General features: G+C 52.3%; 14 protein-coding genes. 7 read left to right on the top strand and 7 right to left on the bottom strand.

What is annotated here, in order from left to right:
• Positions 1-196: 196 nt before the first annotated feature.
• The 5 genes from KDM89_RS15515 to KDM89_RS15495 all read right to left on the bottom strand — a co-directional run bounded on the left by KDM89_RS15515 (position 197) and on the right by KDM89_RS15495 (position 8,197).
• Positions 197-2,629 (bottom strand): DUF1631 family protein, encoded by a 2,433-nt coding sequence (locus KDM89_RS15515; protein WP_212688822.1) that lies wholly within the window; start codon positions 2,627-2,629, stop codon positions 197-199.
• A gap of 76 nt (positions 2,630-2,705) precedes the next feature.
• Complete coding sequence (locus tag KDM89_RS15510; RefSeq protein WP_212688821.1) at positions 2,706-5,279, bottom strand: DNA topoisomerase III; 2,574 nt, start codon at positions 5,277-5,279, stop codon at positions 2,706-2,708.
• A gap of 162 nt (positions 5,280-5,441) precedes the next feature.
• Positions 5,442-5,906, bottom strand: coding sequence for a Smg family protein (locus KDM89_RS15505; protein WP_212688820.1), 465 nt, complete (start codon positions 5,904-5,906; stop codon positions 5,442-5,444).
• A gap of 57 nt (positions 5,907-5,963) precedes the next feature.
• The gene (gene dprA / locus KDM89_RS15500; RefSeq protein WP_212688819.1) at positions 5,964-7,058 is read right to left on the bottom strand and encodes a DNA-processing protein DprA; all 1,095 of its coding nucleotides are present in this window, start codon (positions 7,056-7,058) and stop codon (positions 5,964-5,966) included.
• Between the two features lie 14 nt (positions 7,059-7,072).
• Positions 7,073-8,197 (bottom strand): LysM peptidoglycan-binding domain-containing protein, encoded by a 1,125-nt coding sequence (locus KDM89_RS15495; protein WP_212688818.1) that lies wholly within the window; start codon positions 8,195-8,197, stop codon positions 7,073-7,075.
• A gap of 154 nt (positions 8,198-8,351) precedes the next feature.
• Between KDM89_RS15495 and def the strand changes: the two genes are divergently transcribed.
• The 4 genes from def (at position 8,352) to KDM89_RS15475 (ending at position 11,207) form a co-directional block, all read left to right on the top strand.
• On the top strand, positions 8,352-8,873 hold the full coding sequence (def, locus tag KDM89_RS15490; protein WP_212688817.1) for a peptide deformylase: 522 nt from the start codon (positions 8,352-8,354) through the stop codon (positions 8,871-8,873).
• Entirely contained in the window at positions 8,873-9,826 is a 954-nt protein-coding gene (gene fmt / locus KDM89_RS15485; protein WP_212688816.1) for a methionyl-tRNA formyltransferase, read from the top strand. Before def ends, fmt begins: the two co-directional genes overlap by 1 nt.
• A gap of 239 nt (positions 9,827-10,065) precedes the next feature.
• Positions 10,066-10,641 (top strand): hypothetical protein, encoded by a 576-nt coding sequence (locus KDM89_RS15480; protein WP_212688815.1) that lies wholly within the window; start codon positions 10,066-10,068, stop codon positions 10,639-10,641.
• Positions 10,638-11,207 carry a FlgO family outer membrane protein gene (locus KDM89_RS15475; protein ID WP_212688814.1) on the top strand — a complete coding sequence of 190 codons (570 nt, stop codon included), beginning with the start codon at positions 10,638-10,640 and terminating at the stop codon, positions 11,205-11,207. The genes KDM89_RS15480 and KDM89_RS15475 overlap by 4 nt, the downstream gene beginning before the upstream one ends.
• A gap of 261 nt (positions 11,208-11,468) precedes the next feature.
• Here KDM89_RS15475 and KDM89_RS15470 read toward each other — a convergent pair whose 3' ends face one another.
• Positions 11,469-12,356: an EamA family transporter gene (locus KDM89_RS15470; RefSeq protein ID WP_212688813.1), complete on the bottom strand. Its 888-nt coding sequence runs from the start codon at positions 12,354-12,356 to the stop codon at positions 11,469-11,471.
• 62 nt (positions 12,357-12,418) lie between these two features.
• Here KDM89_RS15470 and KDM89_RS15465 point away from each other — a divergent pair, with 62 nt between their 5' ends.
• The gene (locus tag KDM89_RS15465) at positions 12,419-13,375 is read left to right on the top strand and encodes a LysR family transcriptional regulator (RefSeq protein WP_329604680.1); all 957 of its coding nucleotides are present in this window, start codon (positions 12,419-12,421) and stop codon (positions 13,373-13,375) included.
• Here KDM89_RS15465 and nhaR read toward each other — a convergent pair.
• The gene (gene nhaR / locus KDM89_RS15460; RefSeq protein WP_212688812.1) at positions 13,360-14,268 is read right to left on the bottom strand and encodes a transcriptional activator NhaR; all 909 of its coding nucleotides are present in this window, start codon (positions 14,266-14,268) and stop codon (positions 13,360-13,362) included. The genes KDM89_RS15465 and nhaR overlap by 16 nt on opposite strands.
• Positions 14,269-14,418: 150 nt before the next feature.
• Here nhaR and KDM89_RS15455 point away from each other — a divergent pair, with 150 nt between their 5' ends.
• Both KDM89_RS15455 and KDM89_RS15450 read left to right on the top strand, forming a co-directional pair.
• Positions 14,419-15,105: a Bax inhibitor-1/YccA family protein gene (locus tag KDM89_RS15455; RefSeq protein WP_212688811.1), complete on the top strand. Its 687-nt coding sequence runs from the start codon at positions 14,419-14,421 to the stop codon at positions 15,103-15,105.
• A 4-nt stretch (positions 15,106-15,109) separates the two neighbouring features.
• Entirely contained in the window at positions 15,110-16,063 is a 954-nt protein-coding gene (locus KDM89_RS15450; RefSeq protein WP_230427901.1) for a TerC family protein, read from the top strand.
• Positions 16,064-16,267 lie beyond the last annotated feature (204 nt).

The following is a 16,267-nucleotide window of genomic DNA, read 5'->3' as shown; positions in this document are numbered from 1 at the left end:
TATCTTGTTTCTTTTGCGAGCACTTCATATGTTTTAAGCTTCCCGGTAAAACCGGTTCGCGTTCATTAAGTGCCCACATTTATTGGCTGTTGGTTGTTAAAGAACTGCATTCTTTTCTGCTATCGCTTCGAAGCGTTGTGTTCGTCAGCAGCAGAGAAGCGAGATTATGACCTTTCAGATGCGCATTGTCAACACCCTACCTGACATTAGGCTGCGAGGACTCAGCGGTATCTGCCGCGCTGATAATCTTCTGAATTGATCGCTCCATCATTTCATCTGACTCACTCAGTCTGGCTGCGCCGCGATGAAAAGCAGACTGGATCAATGCAAAGTCTGCGAGGACAGGATGAGAATGCGATGCAGTCATCAAAAGCCAGGCGCAAGACAGATGATCTCGCCAGACCACGCACATACGACGCCATTCACCTGTCTGGAATAATTCAAAACTGCAACCCGGCTGCAAACGATCAAGCCATATATCGCTCTCCGCAACCTTCTTTACCTTTGTAAATGGCGATTGGGTCAATTGCTGGGATGGATGGCTATCCTCTGCAAGATACCTGACCTGCAATTCAATTTCGTCAGCAACAGCCTGAATGAAGGGCTGTATATCGGAGAATTGCAGCGTGAGATCCGTTTCATTTCGAAGGTGGGCCTGAAACTCTCTGACCGCAGTGAAACGTAACTGCCATTCATCAAATGTCAGCGCCTCAACAGCTAACTGCTGGCCGTTACGCTCGTGGATGTCATTCAGCCAACTGTATAACGCGTTCTGGCGGAAAGTGCTCAACTCGAGCAAGCCGAATCCCTGACGCAGAATATGCATCAGATCAGGAAAATATGATCTTGAAGTTGCGCGCTGTGCATCATCAGATTTTGGCTGAATTGCCCATACGATCCACGGAACAAATTCACAGAAACTACGCAGCAGCTCTGTATCTTTGCGCGAAGCGATGACGATCGCACGAACCCACTCATTCTCAAGAAAGCTGCGAAATTGCTGCGAAAAACCGGGGATGACACTCAACACATCAGAAATTTCCTGACGCAAACGCTGGCTATCTGCAAACCTCAACTGTGCCTCAGAAAGAACTCTGACGGAACGCCGGCTCAGACGATCCAGATTGCGCAGGTCTTTCTCAAGAGAAGCTTCAAGACGAGAAAAGATACGTTCAAATAAACCCGGAACTTCGCAGTCATGGCGCGCAAGTGTCTTGAATATTTTGCCGACCTCCTCCTGAAAATAAGTTTCAGGTCCGGTCAAACCACGAACACCTGTCATCACAGCGGAGATACGGTTAAACAGTAAACGTGCCGGATGACGGATCGCGAGAAACCAGCTGCTATCCATTAGCGCCAGCTGTGCAATCAGAAAATCACAAGCATTCAATTTCTCACGTAACAACTCTGGCATTCTTGTATCAAGCTGCCAGGCTTCGCTCAGTGCAATGACGACATCCAGTGTCATTTTTTGCTCTGAACGCTCACACAGTGCCATCAAATCATCGCGATACTCGCTGAGCTTGCGTATACGTGAATTTCCTTCGACTGAGTTTTTTTTATGCAGCTTACCCAGAATTTTGACTAATACGGAACGACTGACCAGAGCAGGTGTCATTGAAGTAAACGCACCCTGCGACTGCAATTCACGCAGATATGGCATCAGGCGTTCCGGCAGTACCTGTGCACTTCCTCCGGAATTGCTATCCGCTCTCAGAACAGAGTAAGTATTGCCATCAGAAAATTTTATATCTGACTTGCCGAACGCCTTTCGCACAGCCTCACCAAGGGTTGCCTGCGCTGAAAGCCAAATCAAGGGATCTGGGGATTTTCCATCTTTGCTGCTATCCGAGACCTGATTCGCCCGGATAGCAGCTAACCAGTCATGCAAATGTAATTCGCGCGATACGGCGGATACCGACTCGCCTTGACTTCTGTAATGCTGGAACGCAGAGGCTGAAGCGCCACGACTGTTGGAAACGTCTGTCTGTTTAGCAATGCGTAAACTGAGATTTGCCTCCACACCCTGAGCCTGCAGAGTCTGGTTGGTCAGTCGGTAAATAACGGCTATCTGCTGAGCCATCGATTCCGCCAGCGCGAACTTCAGCACTTTGGAAACCGTTAACTCGAACCGCATAGTTTCGACGGCCTCGGAAATACTATTAGCAAGAATATAAGGACGGAACGGGTTTTCTCGTTCTTTAATTTCACTTTGCCCGAACAAGCCTGTAATCCGGAGATTCAGCTCGTTGAGCTCCTGACCACCACTGTCACGCAAACGCTGAATCATATTCATAAAACTCAGCGTACCTTCAAACTCGGACTCTCCGAGCAAAGACAGTCCAGTTGACTGCAAAGCCGATCGTGTCTGAAATTGCTGATAGGCAGTATCAAGGCTGCGGTCAAGCAAACCCCTCAGGAAAAACATGATTTTGGGAGCGAGGAGCTCTTTACGCTCCTGAAGATAATAGCGTGCCTGATGCGCAGCAATTTGCTCGGCCTTGTTATCTGACTGGTTAGCCTTCGCAAAAAGCCATTCCGTCGCTGACGGAAACAAGGCTGGCAAATGTTCTTCGACGGCCCGTTCGAATGCCTGACGGGCTAGCAGTAATACCTCACGCGGTGTCATAACTGGGTTCCGGTAAATTGCAGGAACAAGCTGACGCGCACACAAGGGCACCCTCAGCGGGTGCTAACCGTAAATATCAAGCACTGGCTTTTTTTCTGCCTGCGGTTTTCTTGGGTGCATCAGCCTGCACTGCGGCATCTTTCTTGGCGGTTTTTCCTGCCGCAGGAGCTTTGGCTTTTCGTTCTTCGAATTCAAACGCGATTTTCCCGTCTTTGCCACGTACCAAAAATGCTTTGAAAGGACGACGGGTACGCTGGGAAATAAAACCTGGCAATAAATCCGTTTTCCCTTCGACCAGTAATTTTCGCATCTGTTCCGGGCTAATTTCCTGCTGCAAAATAATCCGGCCACTACGGAAATCGCAAGCTTTCGGTTTTGCTGCCGTTTTTTCACAAATATATGCCAACGGCAATTCGTAAACGTTACTGCTGCATTTCGGGCAAGGGCCGAGTGCAGACTGTTGACTGAAATCCGGCTCCTCGCCGTCTTCGTCGCTTTCCTGCGCCTGTCCGAAGTCAAACTCAAGTTTCAGGTTGTTATGCTCAGTATCAGGCACAATCTTCAGCATTGCAGCAAACGGGCGCCCCATTTTTGAACGGAAGCCCTGTAACGGCCCGATTTCACGCTTTTGCAATAACTCTTCTACTTCGGAAACCTCGAACTGCCGGCTACCCGGCGTTTTCGGCAACGAAAATTCGCATTGCGTGCATGCAAAACGACGGTAATTTTCTTTTACTTTGCCACCACAATGCGGGCATGGCGTTTCAAGCGTCGCATAATCACCCGGAATTGTATCGTTATCGTATTCTTTCGCACGTTTAACGATGATTTGCGTCATTTGTGCGATTTCACGCATGAAGGCTTCCCGACTGATACCGCCTTTTTCCATTAACGAAAGCTTATGCTCCCATTCGCCAGTCAGCTCAGGGGATGTCAGCTCATCAACGCCAAGTCCGCGCAACAAAGTCATTAATTGAAACGCTTTTGCTGTCGGAATCAGTTCGCGGCCTTCACGCAGCAGATATTTCTCAGTCAGCAATCCTTCGATAATCGCTGCGCGCGTAGCTGGTGTTCCCAGGCCTTTACCAGCCATGGCTTCACGCAACTCTTCATCATCAACCAGCTTGCCAGCGCCTTCCATAGCAGACAATAAAGTCGCTTCAGAATAGCGGGCAGGTGGTTTAGTGATCAGTTCATGCACAGCTACCTGATCTGCCAGCACTTTTTCATTTTTTGCAACAGGTGCCAGCGTACCCCGACCTTCACCATCTTTTTCTTCGAGGGCATCACGACCGTAGATCGCAAGCCAGCCCGGATTCACCAATACCTTGCCTTCAGTACGGAACTGATGGCCGGAGACCTCGGTAATCCGCGTTGTCACCAGAAATTCCGCAGCCGGAAAGAAAACCGCCATAAAACGGCGGGTCACCAGATCGTATAACTTTTGCTCTGGCTCAGACAAATTTTTCGGTACCTGACCAGTTGGAATAATCGCAAAGTGATCGCTGATTTTGCTGTTATCAAAAACACGCTTGTTCGGACGAACCCATTGCTGATTCAGAATCTGACGTGCATGCGGCTGAAATGCCGGAATTGCAGAAATACTGTCCAGTGTCTGCATTGTCGTTGCCAGATAATCTTCCGGCAAATGACGCGAATCTGTACGCGGATAGGTCAGCGCTTTATGTTTTTCATACAATGCCTGAGCAAGACCCAGCGTATTTTTTGCGGAGAAGCCAAATTTTGCATTAGCCTCACGCTGCAAACTCGTCAGATCGAAAAGTGCCGGCGACATTTGTGTCGATGGCTTGGATTCTTCTGTGACCGTACCCTGACGGCTACGACAAGCAGCAACGACTGACTCAGCGGCAGCCTTGCTCCACAAGCGCTCCGCTTTCTTTTCAGGGTCGGTTTCATCTTTACGGAATTTAGGATCGTACCAGCGGCCTTCATAGATGCCACCGGCGCAGACAAATTCCGCCCGGACTTCCCAAAAATCACGGGCTACGAATTTTTTAATCTTTTCTTCGCGCTCAACCACAATCGACAGTGTCGGCGTTTGCACACGACCAACAGTCGTCAGATAGAAACCACCATCTTTCGAGTTAAACGCGGTCATCGCGCGCGTACCGTTAATGCCGATCAGCCAGTCGGCTTCGGAACGGCAACGCGCAGCATCCGCCAGTGGCAACATGTCAGCATCCGAACGCAGCTTATGGAAGCCATCGCGTATCGCTGCCGGTGTCATCGACTGTAACCAGAGACGCTGTACAGGTTGTTTCGCTTTTGAATATTGCGCAATCAGTCGGAAGATTAACTCACCTTCACGGCCCGCGTCACATGCGTTTATCAGCGCACTGACATCTTTACGTCTGATCAGTTTGGACAATACCTTCAGGCGCGACTCCGTCTTTGCAATCGGATTCAGCGCAAAATGTGGCGGAATCATTGGCAAATGGGTAAAGCTCCATTTGCCGCGCTTGACGTCGTACTCTTCCGGTACGGCAATTTCTACCAGATGACCAACAGCGGATGAAAGCACGTATTCATCTGACTCAAAATAGTCATCATGCTTGGTGAAGCCACCCAGTGCTTTGGCGATGTCGGCAGCGACAGATGGTTTTTCAGCAATAATGAGCGTTTTGGTCATTTCAGAATTCTCGGGCTTTGAAGGTCCAGAAATGTTTAATTGTCAACAATTCTAGCAAACTAATTATAAGACTAATCAAATTAGCGCGGAATGATATACGGTGCAGGGTAAAAACCGCAACGTGATATTGATTCAGTCAGGGATTCTTTATTCTGACAAGTCTTAATGCAGGATACGGGGCTGATTGTCGTCCTCAGACAACAATAATTCGTCCAGCATCAGCATATCGGGCTCAAGGCCCTGGCTCCACAGCACCATCAGTACGATGATTTTGAGCTTATCGAGCGGTAGTGGTGATTCGTTCACTGCCAGCGCCCGCTCAATCACAAGTTCGCGCTCCGCAAAACCCAGTAAGCCAGCCAGCTCCAGAAACTGAATGAAGCCAATCGCCTGCTCACCAAGTGCATGTGCTTCGGGTTCAGCATAAACGCGCTGAGAAGGATGCAATGCGGATGGTGGTTGCACAACAGTCACCGGCTCAGACAAGCCGCTCAGCCACGCCAGTGCATCAGAAATATCTTCCTGATCAAAGCCAACTGCCGCCAGTTTCTTCATCAGAACAGGAGGCTCGGGACATGCATCAGGACGGTAATACGTCTGGTAAAGATAAACAAGAATATCAAACATGCCCCTACTGTACCGTCAGGCTACAGCGGATACAAGCATTTTTACCCCGGTACTTGCTCAGTTCAGCCTGCGAACATAACCACCCGGCAACATTTCGACCTGTCCGGCCAGTTCCATCATCAGTAACTGCGCCTGTAAGGCGGCGACCTCCAGACCCGCTTGCTGCGCCAGCACGTCCAGCGGAACAGGATCATATCCAAGCAGACCACTCCATGCCTCTTCAACAATATCCGGCTGACGATCTGACACTTTTGAGGAAACGATGCTATTGACTTTAACAATCTGAGGCAATTCTTCAAGGATATCTGCGGCGGATTCCACCAGCTTGGCACCCTGACGTATCAACTGATGACAACCTTTGGATAAGGGCGCATGAATCGATCCCGGAATCGCAAACACATCGCGCCCCTGTTCTGCGGCCATTCTGGCAGTAATCAGCGAACCGGATTGTGCTGCGGCCTCGACCACCAGAACACCTGTCGCCAGACCGGAAATTAAGCGGTTACGACGCGGAAAATTAGCTGCAACCGGTGATGTTCCAAGTGGGTACTCACTGATGATGCATCCCATTTCAGCAATGCGATGTGCCAGTTCTTTGTGTCGCGCCGGATACACTTTATCCAGTCCGGTACCAACCACGGCCACTGTGCTGCCACCGCCGGTCAGCGCACCTTCATGCGCAGCAGCATCAATCCCGGCAGCCAGTCCGGAGCTGACAGTCACTCCGGCGCAACTCAGTGCAGCCGAAAAATCATGCGCGTGACGTGTTCCCTGGCTGGTTGCATGGCGGCTACCCACCACACCGATCATGGTCTGGTTCAGGAACCGCAAGTCGCCAAGTGCATACAGCACTACGGGAGGATCGGGAATATTCAGTAATGCGGGAGGATAGCGGCTGTCAGCCAGCGTCAGGATGTGGCATTCAGGTCGTTGCAACCAGACAGCCGTTTTATTGATCAGATCTTGCAAAGCCGGTGAAACCGGTTGCAGCAGCGCCTGTGCAATCCGCGGACTGACAACCTGCTGCAAAGATTGCAGCGAAGCAGAAAAAATAGCTTCCGGCAATCCGAAAGCCTGTAACAGGCGGCGGGCAGTTCCGTTGCCTACCCCCGCTGTCTCTGTCAGGCGCAACCAGCTGGCAAACTCGTGCATGCCTGGCCAGAATTTTATTGCTGTATCGGAGAAATGACGTTATCGCCGACTTTCACAATATCCGTTACTTCCATTACCAACCCGTAGGAAATCGTATCGAATACGCGGAAAATAAAGACATAGCCATACTTTTCGTCCGGCAGCTTAATCATACGATTATTGTCAGTGCGATCCTTCACAGTCTCACCGTAACGCTGCAATGACAAAACAGTACCCAGATCCAGTCCGTGCTCACGGCCACGGTTAATCGAAATGATCTGATTCTGACCTGCGACGGAAACACCGCCGTAAATACTGACCACGCGGGCTTTCACATCATCATAAGGAGGATGCGGAACATAACTCATAATCGGCGTAGGCGGAACCGGCAGTAAGCGATCTCCAACTGACATTTCTTCCTTGGTGTTGACGACAGAAAAGGTATGAACATCGTTGTTTTCATCACCTTCACGCTCCAGCTTCACCGTACCGACAAAGCGGGCTTCATAGCCAATGACGTTGCCGGTTTCCGGATCTTTCAGCGGTACACCGGGACGGAAAACCTGGAATGAGGTGCTGCCTTCGAGCTCACCACGCACATAGGCTTTTTCATTCTGTCCGAGATTAACGCGGTTTTCTGTCGCAGACACAATGCGCGGTGTACGCTCCAGTGTGTTGACGTCTACTACCATCGGTTGTGCGAGGAATGGTTCGATGGCAGATGCCGGAATCGACCGGATCGCTTCTGCACCCAGACCTTCCACACGAGAACGCGGAGACAGTTTGACCGTTGGCACACCGCCACTCGCGGTACCGTTGCCGGCTACATTCGCCAGACGCAAACGGCCGTTCGCGCGATCGAAATAAACGATCTGACCCGGATAAATCCAGTGCGGATTACGAATGTCTTCGCGATTCATGCCCCAGACTTTCGGCCAGCACCACGGGTTTTGCAGAAACACTGCCGAAATTCCCCAAAGGGTATCTCCGCGCACCACCACGTGCTTATCCGGCGCATCTGCACGGAAAGCACACTGCGACTTTTCAGCGATGGCCTGAGCCTGCGCGATGGTGGCATCAGCGGGAGCGGCTGCAGCCGTCAGGCTGACAGAAGAGAGGCCGACAGCGATCAGTGCGGCGATTGTGCTAAACTTTTTCATGAATCAGATCCGTTGCAAATAGCAGCAAACAGCAGGGCAGCAGGCGTTTTTCAGCTTGCAAAACTTGCCAAATTGAAGCAAATTCTGCCCACAATTCCCTGAACTAGCAAGAAAAACAGCGCGAACGTCATTCGGGCTTGTTGTGAAATGTCTTATGTCAAAACTGAATATATTGCGCTATCCCGATGCGCGTCTGTACAAAATCGCGAAACCTGTCACCGTTTTTGATGAGCGCCTGAAAACGCTGATCGCCGATATGGCGGAAACCATGTATGACGCTCCCGGCGTCGGACTGGCTGCCACGCAGGTGGATGTCCATGAGCGTCTGGTCGTCATCGACGTGTCCGAAGAAGGTAATCAACTGATCGCCTTTATTAATCCGGAAATCATCTGGTCCAGTGAAGATAAGCGCGTTTATGACGAAGGCTGTTTATCCGTGCCGGGTATTTACGACGGCGTTGAGCGTCCGTCGGAAGTCAAAGTCCGCGCACTGGATGCGAACGGTCAGCCGTTTGAAATGCATTGCAAAGATTTACTGGCTGTATGTATACAGCATGAAATTGATCATCTGAACGGTAAAGTGTTTGTGGAATATCTGTCACCACTGAAGCGTAACCGTATCAAAACCAAGCTGCAAAAAGAAGAGCGCGAACAGCAACGCAAGGCGGGCCGTTAATGAAGGTGATTTTTGCCGGTACGCCGGAATTTGCCGCAACCGCGCTGAGTGCGATTCTGAAAGCCGGCTTTGAAGTTCCGCTGGTACTGACACAGCCGGATCGTCCGGCCGGACGCGGCATGCAACTGCAGGCGTCCGCCGTTAAACAGGTGGCGGTAGAACACGGTATCCCGGTAGCACAGCCAGTGTCGCTGCGCCTGAACGGGAAATATCCTGAAGTGGCAGCCGAGGCGCACGCTTTATTACAGGCAACTGAACATGATGTGATGGTAGTCGCCGCCTACGGCCTGATTCTGCCTTTATCCGTTCTGAGCATTCCGCGTCTGGGTTGCCTGAATATTCACGGCTCACTGTTGCCACGCTGGCGCGGTGCCGCACCGATACACCGTGCGATTGAAGCAGGCGATGCGGAAACCGGCATCACCATTATGCAAATGGATGAGGGTCTGGATACCGGCGACATGCTGATGATGGAAGCACAGTCCATCAGCGATACCGATACCACCGGCAGTCTGCATGACAAACTGGCGGCGCAGGGTGCCGATATGATCGTGCGCACCTTAAAGGCTTTGCAGCAGAGTTCCCTGCCGGCGACACCGCAACCGGAACAAGGCACTTGCTACGCAGCCAAAATCACCAAAGAAGAATCGAAACTGGACTTCAGCCAGTCGGCAGATGTGCTTGCACGAAAGGTGCGGGCTTTTTCACCGTTTCCGGGTACGCAAGTGCAATACGATGGTCAGATGCTGAAAGTTTCTGCGGCGCGCGCCGTCGCGTTAGCACATGGCAAACCGGCAGGCACCCTGTTATCTGCGGATGCCAACGGTGTGCGCGTTGCTTGCGGCGAGGGTGCACTGGACTTGCTGGAGTTACAAAAGCCGGGAGGCAAACGCTTGCCGACCGGTGACTTCCTGAAGGGTTTTCAATTCCGTTCTGAGCTGTTATTCAGCTGAAAAACAGCCTGAAAACCGCAAAATACGCGCCGGTTGCAGCAAAAAAGCGACAAGCTTTGATCAATCCGGTGCGATTTCCGCTGATCTGCTGTGAAAATAGTCTGACTGCGCCACCGTCCGGCGCAAAATCTTACGCTTACATTAAGACTTGTTGTATTCTCTGACGCTGATTCTCTGAGCCGGGCCGGGGTCCGGCAGCGCAGATTCAACACCATGTCATCTGAAATTAAGGTTATCGCATGAAGAGCATCGTTCCAGTGGCTATCGCTGCAGCACTGATGGCCGGTTGTTCAGGCTTAGGCAGCAAAATTTCCTTGTCCGGCAATTCGGCAGAGTCTGTTCCGCCTGCCGTTGTACCTGCCGCGGTTGCCGCACCGGGTACCACCAGCTGGATACAGATTGCGAACACCATCGCAACGCAGATCAAAGCGGCGACTGATACTATCGGCGCACCGGTCTATGTTGCGCCAGTGACCAAACCCAGCCATTTCAGTAAGGCATTGCATACCCAAATCGTGACCGCACTGGTCAGTCAGGGTGTGCTGGTGCGCAGCATGAATGACCGCACCACCCAAGTTGTTGAAATCAGTGCTGATCTGGTCAAATTTGGTGAAGATAAACAGACTTCGCGCAGTTTCTTCCGCTCCGCGCCGGAAACCGCACCGGTGTCTGAACTGATCATCACCACATCGCTGATCAAGAATTCTCAGTATGTCACCCGCCGCACCGATACCTTCAAAGTCAGTGACGGCGACAGTTCCCTGTACAGTGCAGGAACCGATCACAACTTTAAAGTTACCGGGAGTCCATCATGAAAAGATTAGCATTGGCAATTGGCTGCGGCCTGTTACTGAGTGCCTGCGCCACCAGCCTGAATCTGGGTGGCAGCAACACCGTCAGCTCTTCGACTGCAATGTCGTGGAAAGAAGCTGAAAGCAACGAATTCATCCCGACCAATCAAAAGGCAGCAAACGCACTGATTACCGCAGCGGGCGCCGCACTGGATAAAAGCCGTCCTGTCATCGTCGCGACACTGGCAAATATCAATGCACTGGAAGAATCTTCTCCGTTCGGCCGTATCGTGGCAGAACAGGTATCGGGTCAGTTCACCCGTTCCGGTTATGCGATGGTGGAAATGAAATTCCGTGACCGCGTCTTCATCAAGCAAAACGTCGGCGAATTGCTGCTGACCCGTGAAATCAAAGACGTGGCGCAGACTCACAATGCGCAGGCAGTCATCGTCGGCACTTACGCGGAAAGCGAAAAAATGGTGTTCGTGAACCTGAAGCTGATTCGTCCGGGTGACAACATCGTGCTGAGCACCTATGACTACGCTGTTCCGATGGACCGCACTGTAAAATCGCTGCTGGGCCGTCGTTAATCCTCTGAAACACCATCGTTGTCCGCAACGGTGGCGTGTGTAAGGCAAAAAAGCCATTCGCCCCCCCGGAGAATGGCTTTTTTGCTGGGCGCTCACTTTATATCTGACCCATTCCGGCGCGTTTTCAGGCGCAGCCCGGGTCGTCCGGCTCCCCTGGCTGTGCAGATCTCCGCATCTGCCATTTACGGACAGCCAGACTTTCTGCCGACGACCGCCGGATCGCTGTGCTGAACTCCGCAAAACAAGCATTTTCGGGCAGTTTCAGATGCTGCGCGGCTGCAACAGGCGGTTCAGCCAGCGCGGACCGAACAGATTCACCAGCAATCCCAGTAACACCAGCGCTGCCGCCAGCAATTTCTGTGCGCCCAGTGCTTCCTGAAACAGCCATGCCGACAGGCTCATCCCAAACACCGGCACCATCAGCGACAAAGGCGCAATCTGGCTGACGGAGTAGCGGCGCATCAGTGCATTCCAGACCGTATAACCGAACAGCGTCGCCACATACACCTGATACAGCAGCGCCAGCCAGACCGGCGCAGGCAGTTGCCGGATCTGCGTCACGATGTACGCGGCATCATGCTGACAATAACTGATTCCGTACAGCGGCAATGGCGCGAACAGGCAAGACCAGACCAGAAAACCCAGCATCTGCGGCGTACGGGCTTCTTTGACTACAAAATTCGATACTGCCCAGCAAAATGCACCGGCCAGCGCCAGCAACACACCTTTCACCGATACGCTGCCATCGGTCACCATGAAAATCAGTAACAGACCCGCGGCCGCCAGCACCCCGCCGAGTTTCTGATGCCAGCCCAGCGTTTCGCGGTACAGATATGCACTGAGACCGACTGCAAAAAATGCGGCTGCCTGTACCACCAGTGACGTCAGTCCGGCCGATAATCCGGCCGCAATCCCCAGATTGCACAGCCCCCAGACCATGCTGCCGAACAAAACCCCGTAGCTGACCAGATACGACCAGCGGACTTGCGGACGCGGAATGAAGAACACTGCCGGCAGCGCACACAGGGTAAATCGTAAAGCCGCCATCAGTAAGGGATCGGTTCCGCCCAGACTCCACTTAATCACAGAAAAATTGCTGCCCCAGATCACGGTGACCAGCAGGGCAAGTGCCAGATGAGAAAAGCGCATGATTTCACTCCGCAATGTTGATGCGATGCATTGTGATCCTCATGCTTTTCCGCAACAATATAGTGAAATTTCAAATCATCTTTGAAGCCGGAGCAACAATGTATCTGCTGAATGAAATGGCGGTATTTGCCAGAGTGGTACAAACCCGTGGTTTCAGTGCTGCCGCCAGAGAACTGGGGCTGACCACTTCGGCGGTCAGCCGCCATGTGCAAAGACTGGAGCAGCATCTGGGTGGACGCTTACTGGTGCGTACCACCCGCCAGCTGGCACCGACCGAACTCGGGCAACAGGTCGCGCAGTTATGCCAGCGCATTGTTGAAGAAGCCAGAGATATTGAAGGACTCGGCAATCAGTATCGCCAGACACCACAGGGGAAACTGACAATCTCGGCGCCGGTATCGCTCGGTCAACGCTGGGTTGCACCTTTACTGGCCGGTTTCGCACAAGCCTATCCGGAGGTGACGGTGGTACTGAATCTGCTGGACCGCTTCGTCGATATGATAGAAGAAGATTACGATCTGGTACTGCGCATCAGCCGCGACTTACAACCGGGGCTGGCAGTGAGACCGCTGCAGGCAGTGCGTTATATTCTGATCGCTTCGCCCGCCTATCTGGCCAGGGCCGGTGTGCCGCAACATCCCTCCGAATTACCGGCACATCAGTTCATTCTGTTCGGTTACGGCGAATTCGGCGGCGACTGGCTGCTGCGCTCTGCCAGCGGTGAAAAGGTCAAAGTGCAGGTGGAGCCGCGCATGACTGTGAATAACAGTCTGGCGATGCTGACCATTGCCGAACAGGGCAGCGGCATCACCCTGCTGCCGGACTACATCGCTGCCGCCTCACTGGCGACGGGCAAAGTGCAGCAATTACTGGATGACTGGGAATTTGAACACAGTTACGCACCGCGCAATATCGTCGCTGCCTGGCATCCGACCCGCCATCTGCCGCTGAAAGCACGGGTGTTTATCGATTATCTGAGCGCCCATCCCTACCACCAGACTGATCAGACCGAAGTCTGAGCAGAAAACAAACGGGCGGCATCGCTGATTGCCAGCACTGCCGGATGGGTCAGTTTGCGCTGTATCGAAATCGCGTAAAACTGTTCGCGGATCGCATCAGTACGACCGATTTCTTCGACTTCATACTGACGACGCAAGCGTTCGCTGATCACGCTTGGTGCGGCAAACACACCGGCACCGGCTTGCCCGAAGGCGCTCATGAGTGCGCTGTCATCAAATTCGCCGACGATTTTCGGATGCAGTTTTTGCTTTTCCAGCCATTGCAGCAAGCGACTGCGCAAGGCAGCATCCTCACCGGGCAGCAGCATCGGCGCGGCTTCCAGCAATTGCGGAAAGCCGGGCTGTAACTGATCACGCAAACCGGCGGTCGCAAAAAAACTGATACCGGATTCGCCGAGTAAATGGCTGTAACCGCGCACATTCGCGGTGACCGGCATCGGGCTGTCCGACAGCACGATATCGAGTTTATGCATCGACAATTCCGCCAGCAACAATTCCAGTTTGCCCTCGCGGCAATTAATGCGCAGGGTTTGCGGCGTGGTCAGTGCCGGTTCCAGCAAGTGATAGGCCACTGCTTTCGGTAAGGCATCCAGCACGCCGACGCGGAATTGCAGCGTGCGCTCACCGGGGCGGTGATGCAGCACTTCTTCCAGCTCACGCCCCAATGCAAAAATGTCGTCGGCATAACTGAGCACCAGCCTTCCGGCTTCGGTCAGCTCCAGATTTCTGCCTTGTTTGCGAAACAGCGCCTCACCCTGAATTTCTTCAAACAGCGTCAGCTGACCGCTGATGGTTTGCGGTGTCAGATGCAATTGTTCGCTGGCACGTGCAATGCTGCCAGCCTTCGCCACCACCCAGAAATAATACAAATGCTTGTAATTCAGTGTCGCCATACGGGTTGCCTTAAATCATCGGTTTTTTCGATATTTCTATCAAGTATATTCGACTTTTCTTTCAAAAGGCTTGCAACTACACTGCAGGCATCCTGTAAAGGGATGCAAAGCAGTATTTGCAGACTGAAACAGTTTTTTAAGGAGATCGCTATGAACTACCTCGACCGTAACCAGACCCAGAACGCTGAGTCGTTCGGGTTCGGACACAGCTTTGGTATCGCCCGCCACAAAGTGCTGCGCAATACCTACATGCTGTTGTCGATGACTTTATTATTTTCTGCACTGACCGCAGGCCTGAGCGTGATGTTCGCCATACCGGGGCCGGGCATCCTGATCACCATGGTGGTGTATTTCGGTTTGCTGTTTGCCACCACCAAGCTGCGTAATTCCGGCTGGGGCATCGTCAGCGTGTTTGCGCTGACCGGCTTCATGGGTTACACGCTGGGCCCTATCCTGACCCGTTACCTGAGTATGCCGGGCGGCTCTTCCATCGTGATGATGGCGATGGGCATGACTGGTCTGATCTTTATGTCGCTGTCGGCATTTGTGCTGATCACGAAAAAAGATTTCAGCTTCATGGGCGGCTTCCTGATGGCGGGTATGATCGTTGCGCTGCTGGCCAGCCTCGGTGCGATGTTCTTTGGAATCCCTGCACTGGCACTGGCTGTTTCTGCAGTGATGGTATTGCTGATGGCGGGCATGATCCTGTTCGAAACCAGCAACATCATCAATGGCGGTGAAACCAACTACATTATGGCAACCGTCAGCCTGTACGTAACTATCTTCAATCTGTTCACCAGCCTGCTGCATTTGCTGGGTGTGATGGACAAGGAGTAACAGCATGATCCATACCGTCGCTCAACCCTGGATGTGGGCAGTATTTATCGGATTTGTGCTCGCAATGCTGGCCGTGGACGTACTTGCGCTGGGTGGCTCGCGCGCCCACAAAGTCAGCATCAGGGAAGCGGCGGCGTGGTCTATCGTCTGGGTGCTGCTGGCACTCGGCTTCGATTACGGCCTCTGGATTTACCTGACCGAAACCATAGGCCGCGAAGCTGCCACGACCAAAGCCATGGAATTTCTGACTGGCTATGTGATTGAAAAATCACTGTCTGTCGACAATGTGTTCGTATTTCTGATGATCTTTACGCACTTCGGTGTGCAGCCGCAGTATCAACGCAAAGTACTGCTGTACGGCGTACTCGGTGCAATCGTCATGCGCATCATCATGGTGCTGGCAGGCAGCTGGGTTGTTTCGCAATTCGCATGGGTGCTGTATCTGTTCGGCGTCTTCCTGCTGATCACCGGTCTGCGCATGCTGGTAGCGAATGAACAGGAACCGGATATCGAAGCGAATCCGGTACTGAAACTGGCGAAGAAAATTTTACCGTTCACCAAAGAGTTTCATGGCGAGAAATTCAGCATCATCCAAAACGGCAAGCGCATATTCACGCCGCTGCTGCTGGTGCTGATTCTGATTGAAATCTCGGATGTGATTTTTGCTGTGGACTCGATTCCGGCGATCTTCGCAGTGACCACCGATCCTTTCATCGTGTTCACTTCGAATATCTTCGCGATTATGGGTTTGCGTGCACTGTATTTCCTGCTGGCTGACATGGCAGACCGTTTCCATCTGCTGAAGTTTGGTCTGGCATTTGTGCTGATGTTTGTCGGTATCAAGATGCTCATCGTCGAATGGATGCATGTACCGACCAATATTTCGCTGATGGTCATTGGCTTAGTGCTGGGCAGCTCGATTGCAGCCAGCCTGCTGACCAAACCGAAGAAGCACTGAAACATTTCACTCGTGTACCGGAGTTCTCTGGTATTCCCTTTGGGCGTCAGTCTGGGCAACAGCTGACGCCTTTTTTTATTTCTGCCCTGCAAAAATGTCATATCGATCTGACGAAAATGTATAAATATTGTCAGAGCACGATAAGCTGAAGCCGGTTTTCACCCAGCGTTTGCCGTATAATTAAGCACATCAGCGCCGATTTGA

Source organism: Cognatundibacterium luofuense (assembly GCF_018139685.1).
In the GTDB taxonomy this organism is placed as follows: domain Bacteria; phylum Pseudomonadota; class Gammaproteobacteria; order Burkholderiales; family Burkholderiaceae_D; genus Undibacterium; species Undibacterium luofuense.
This window is presented reverse-complemented; position numbering and strand designations above follow the sequence as displayed.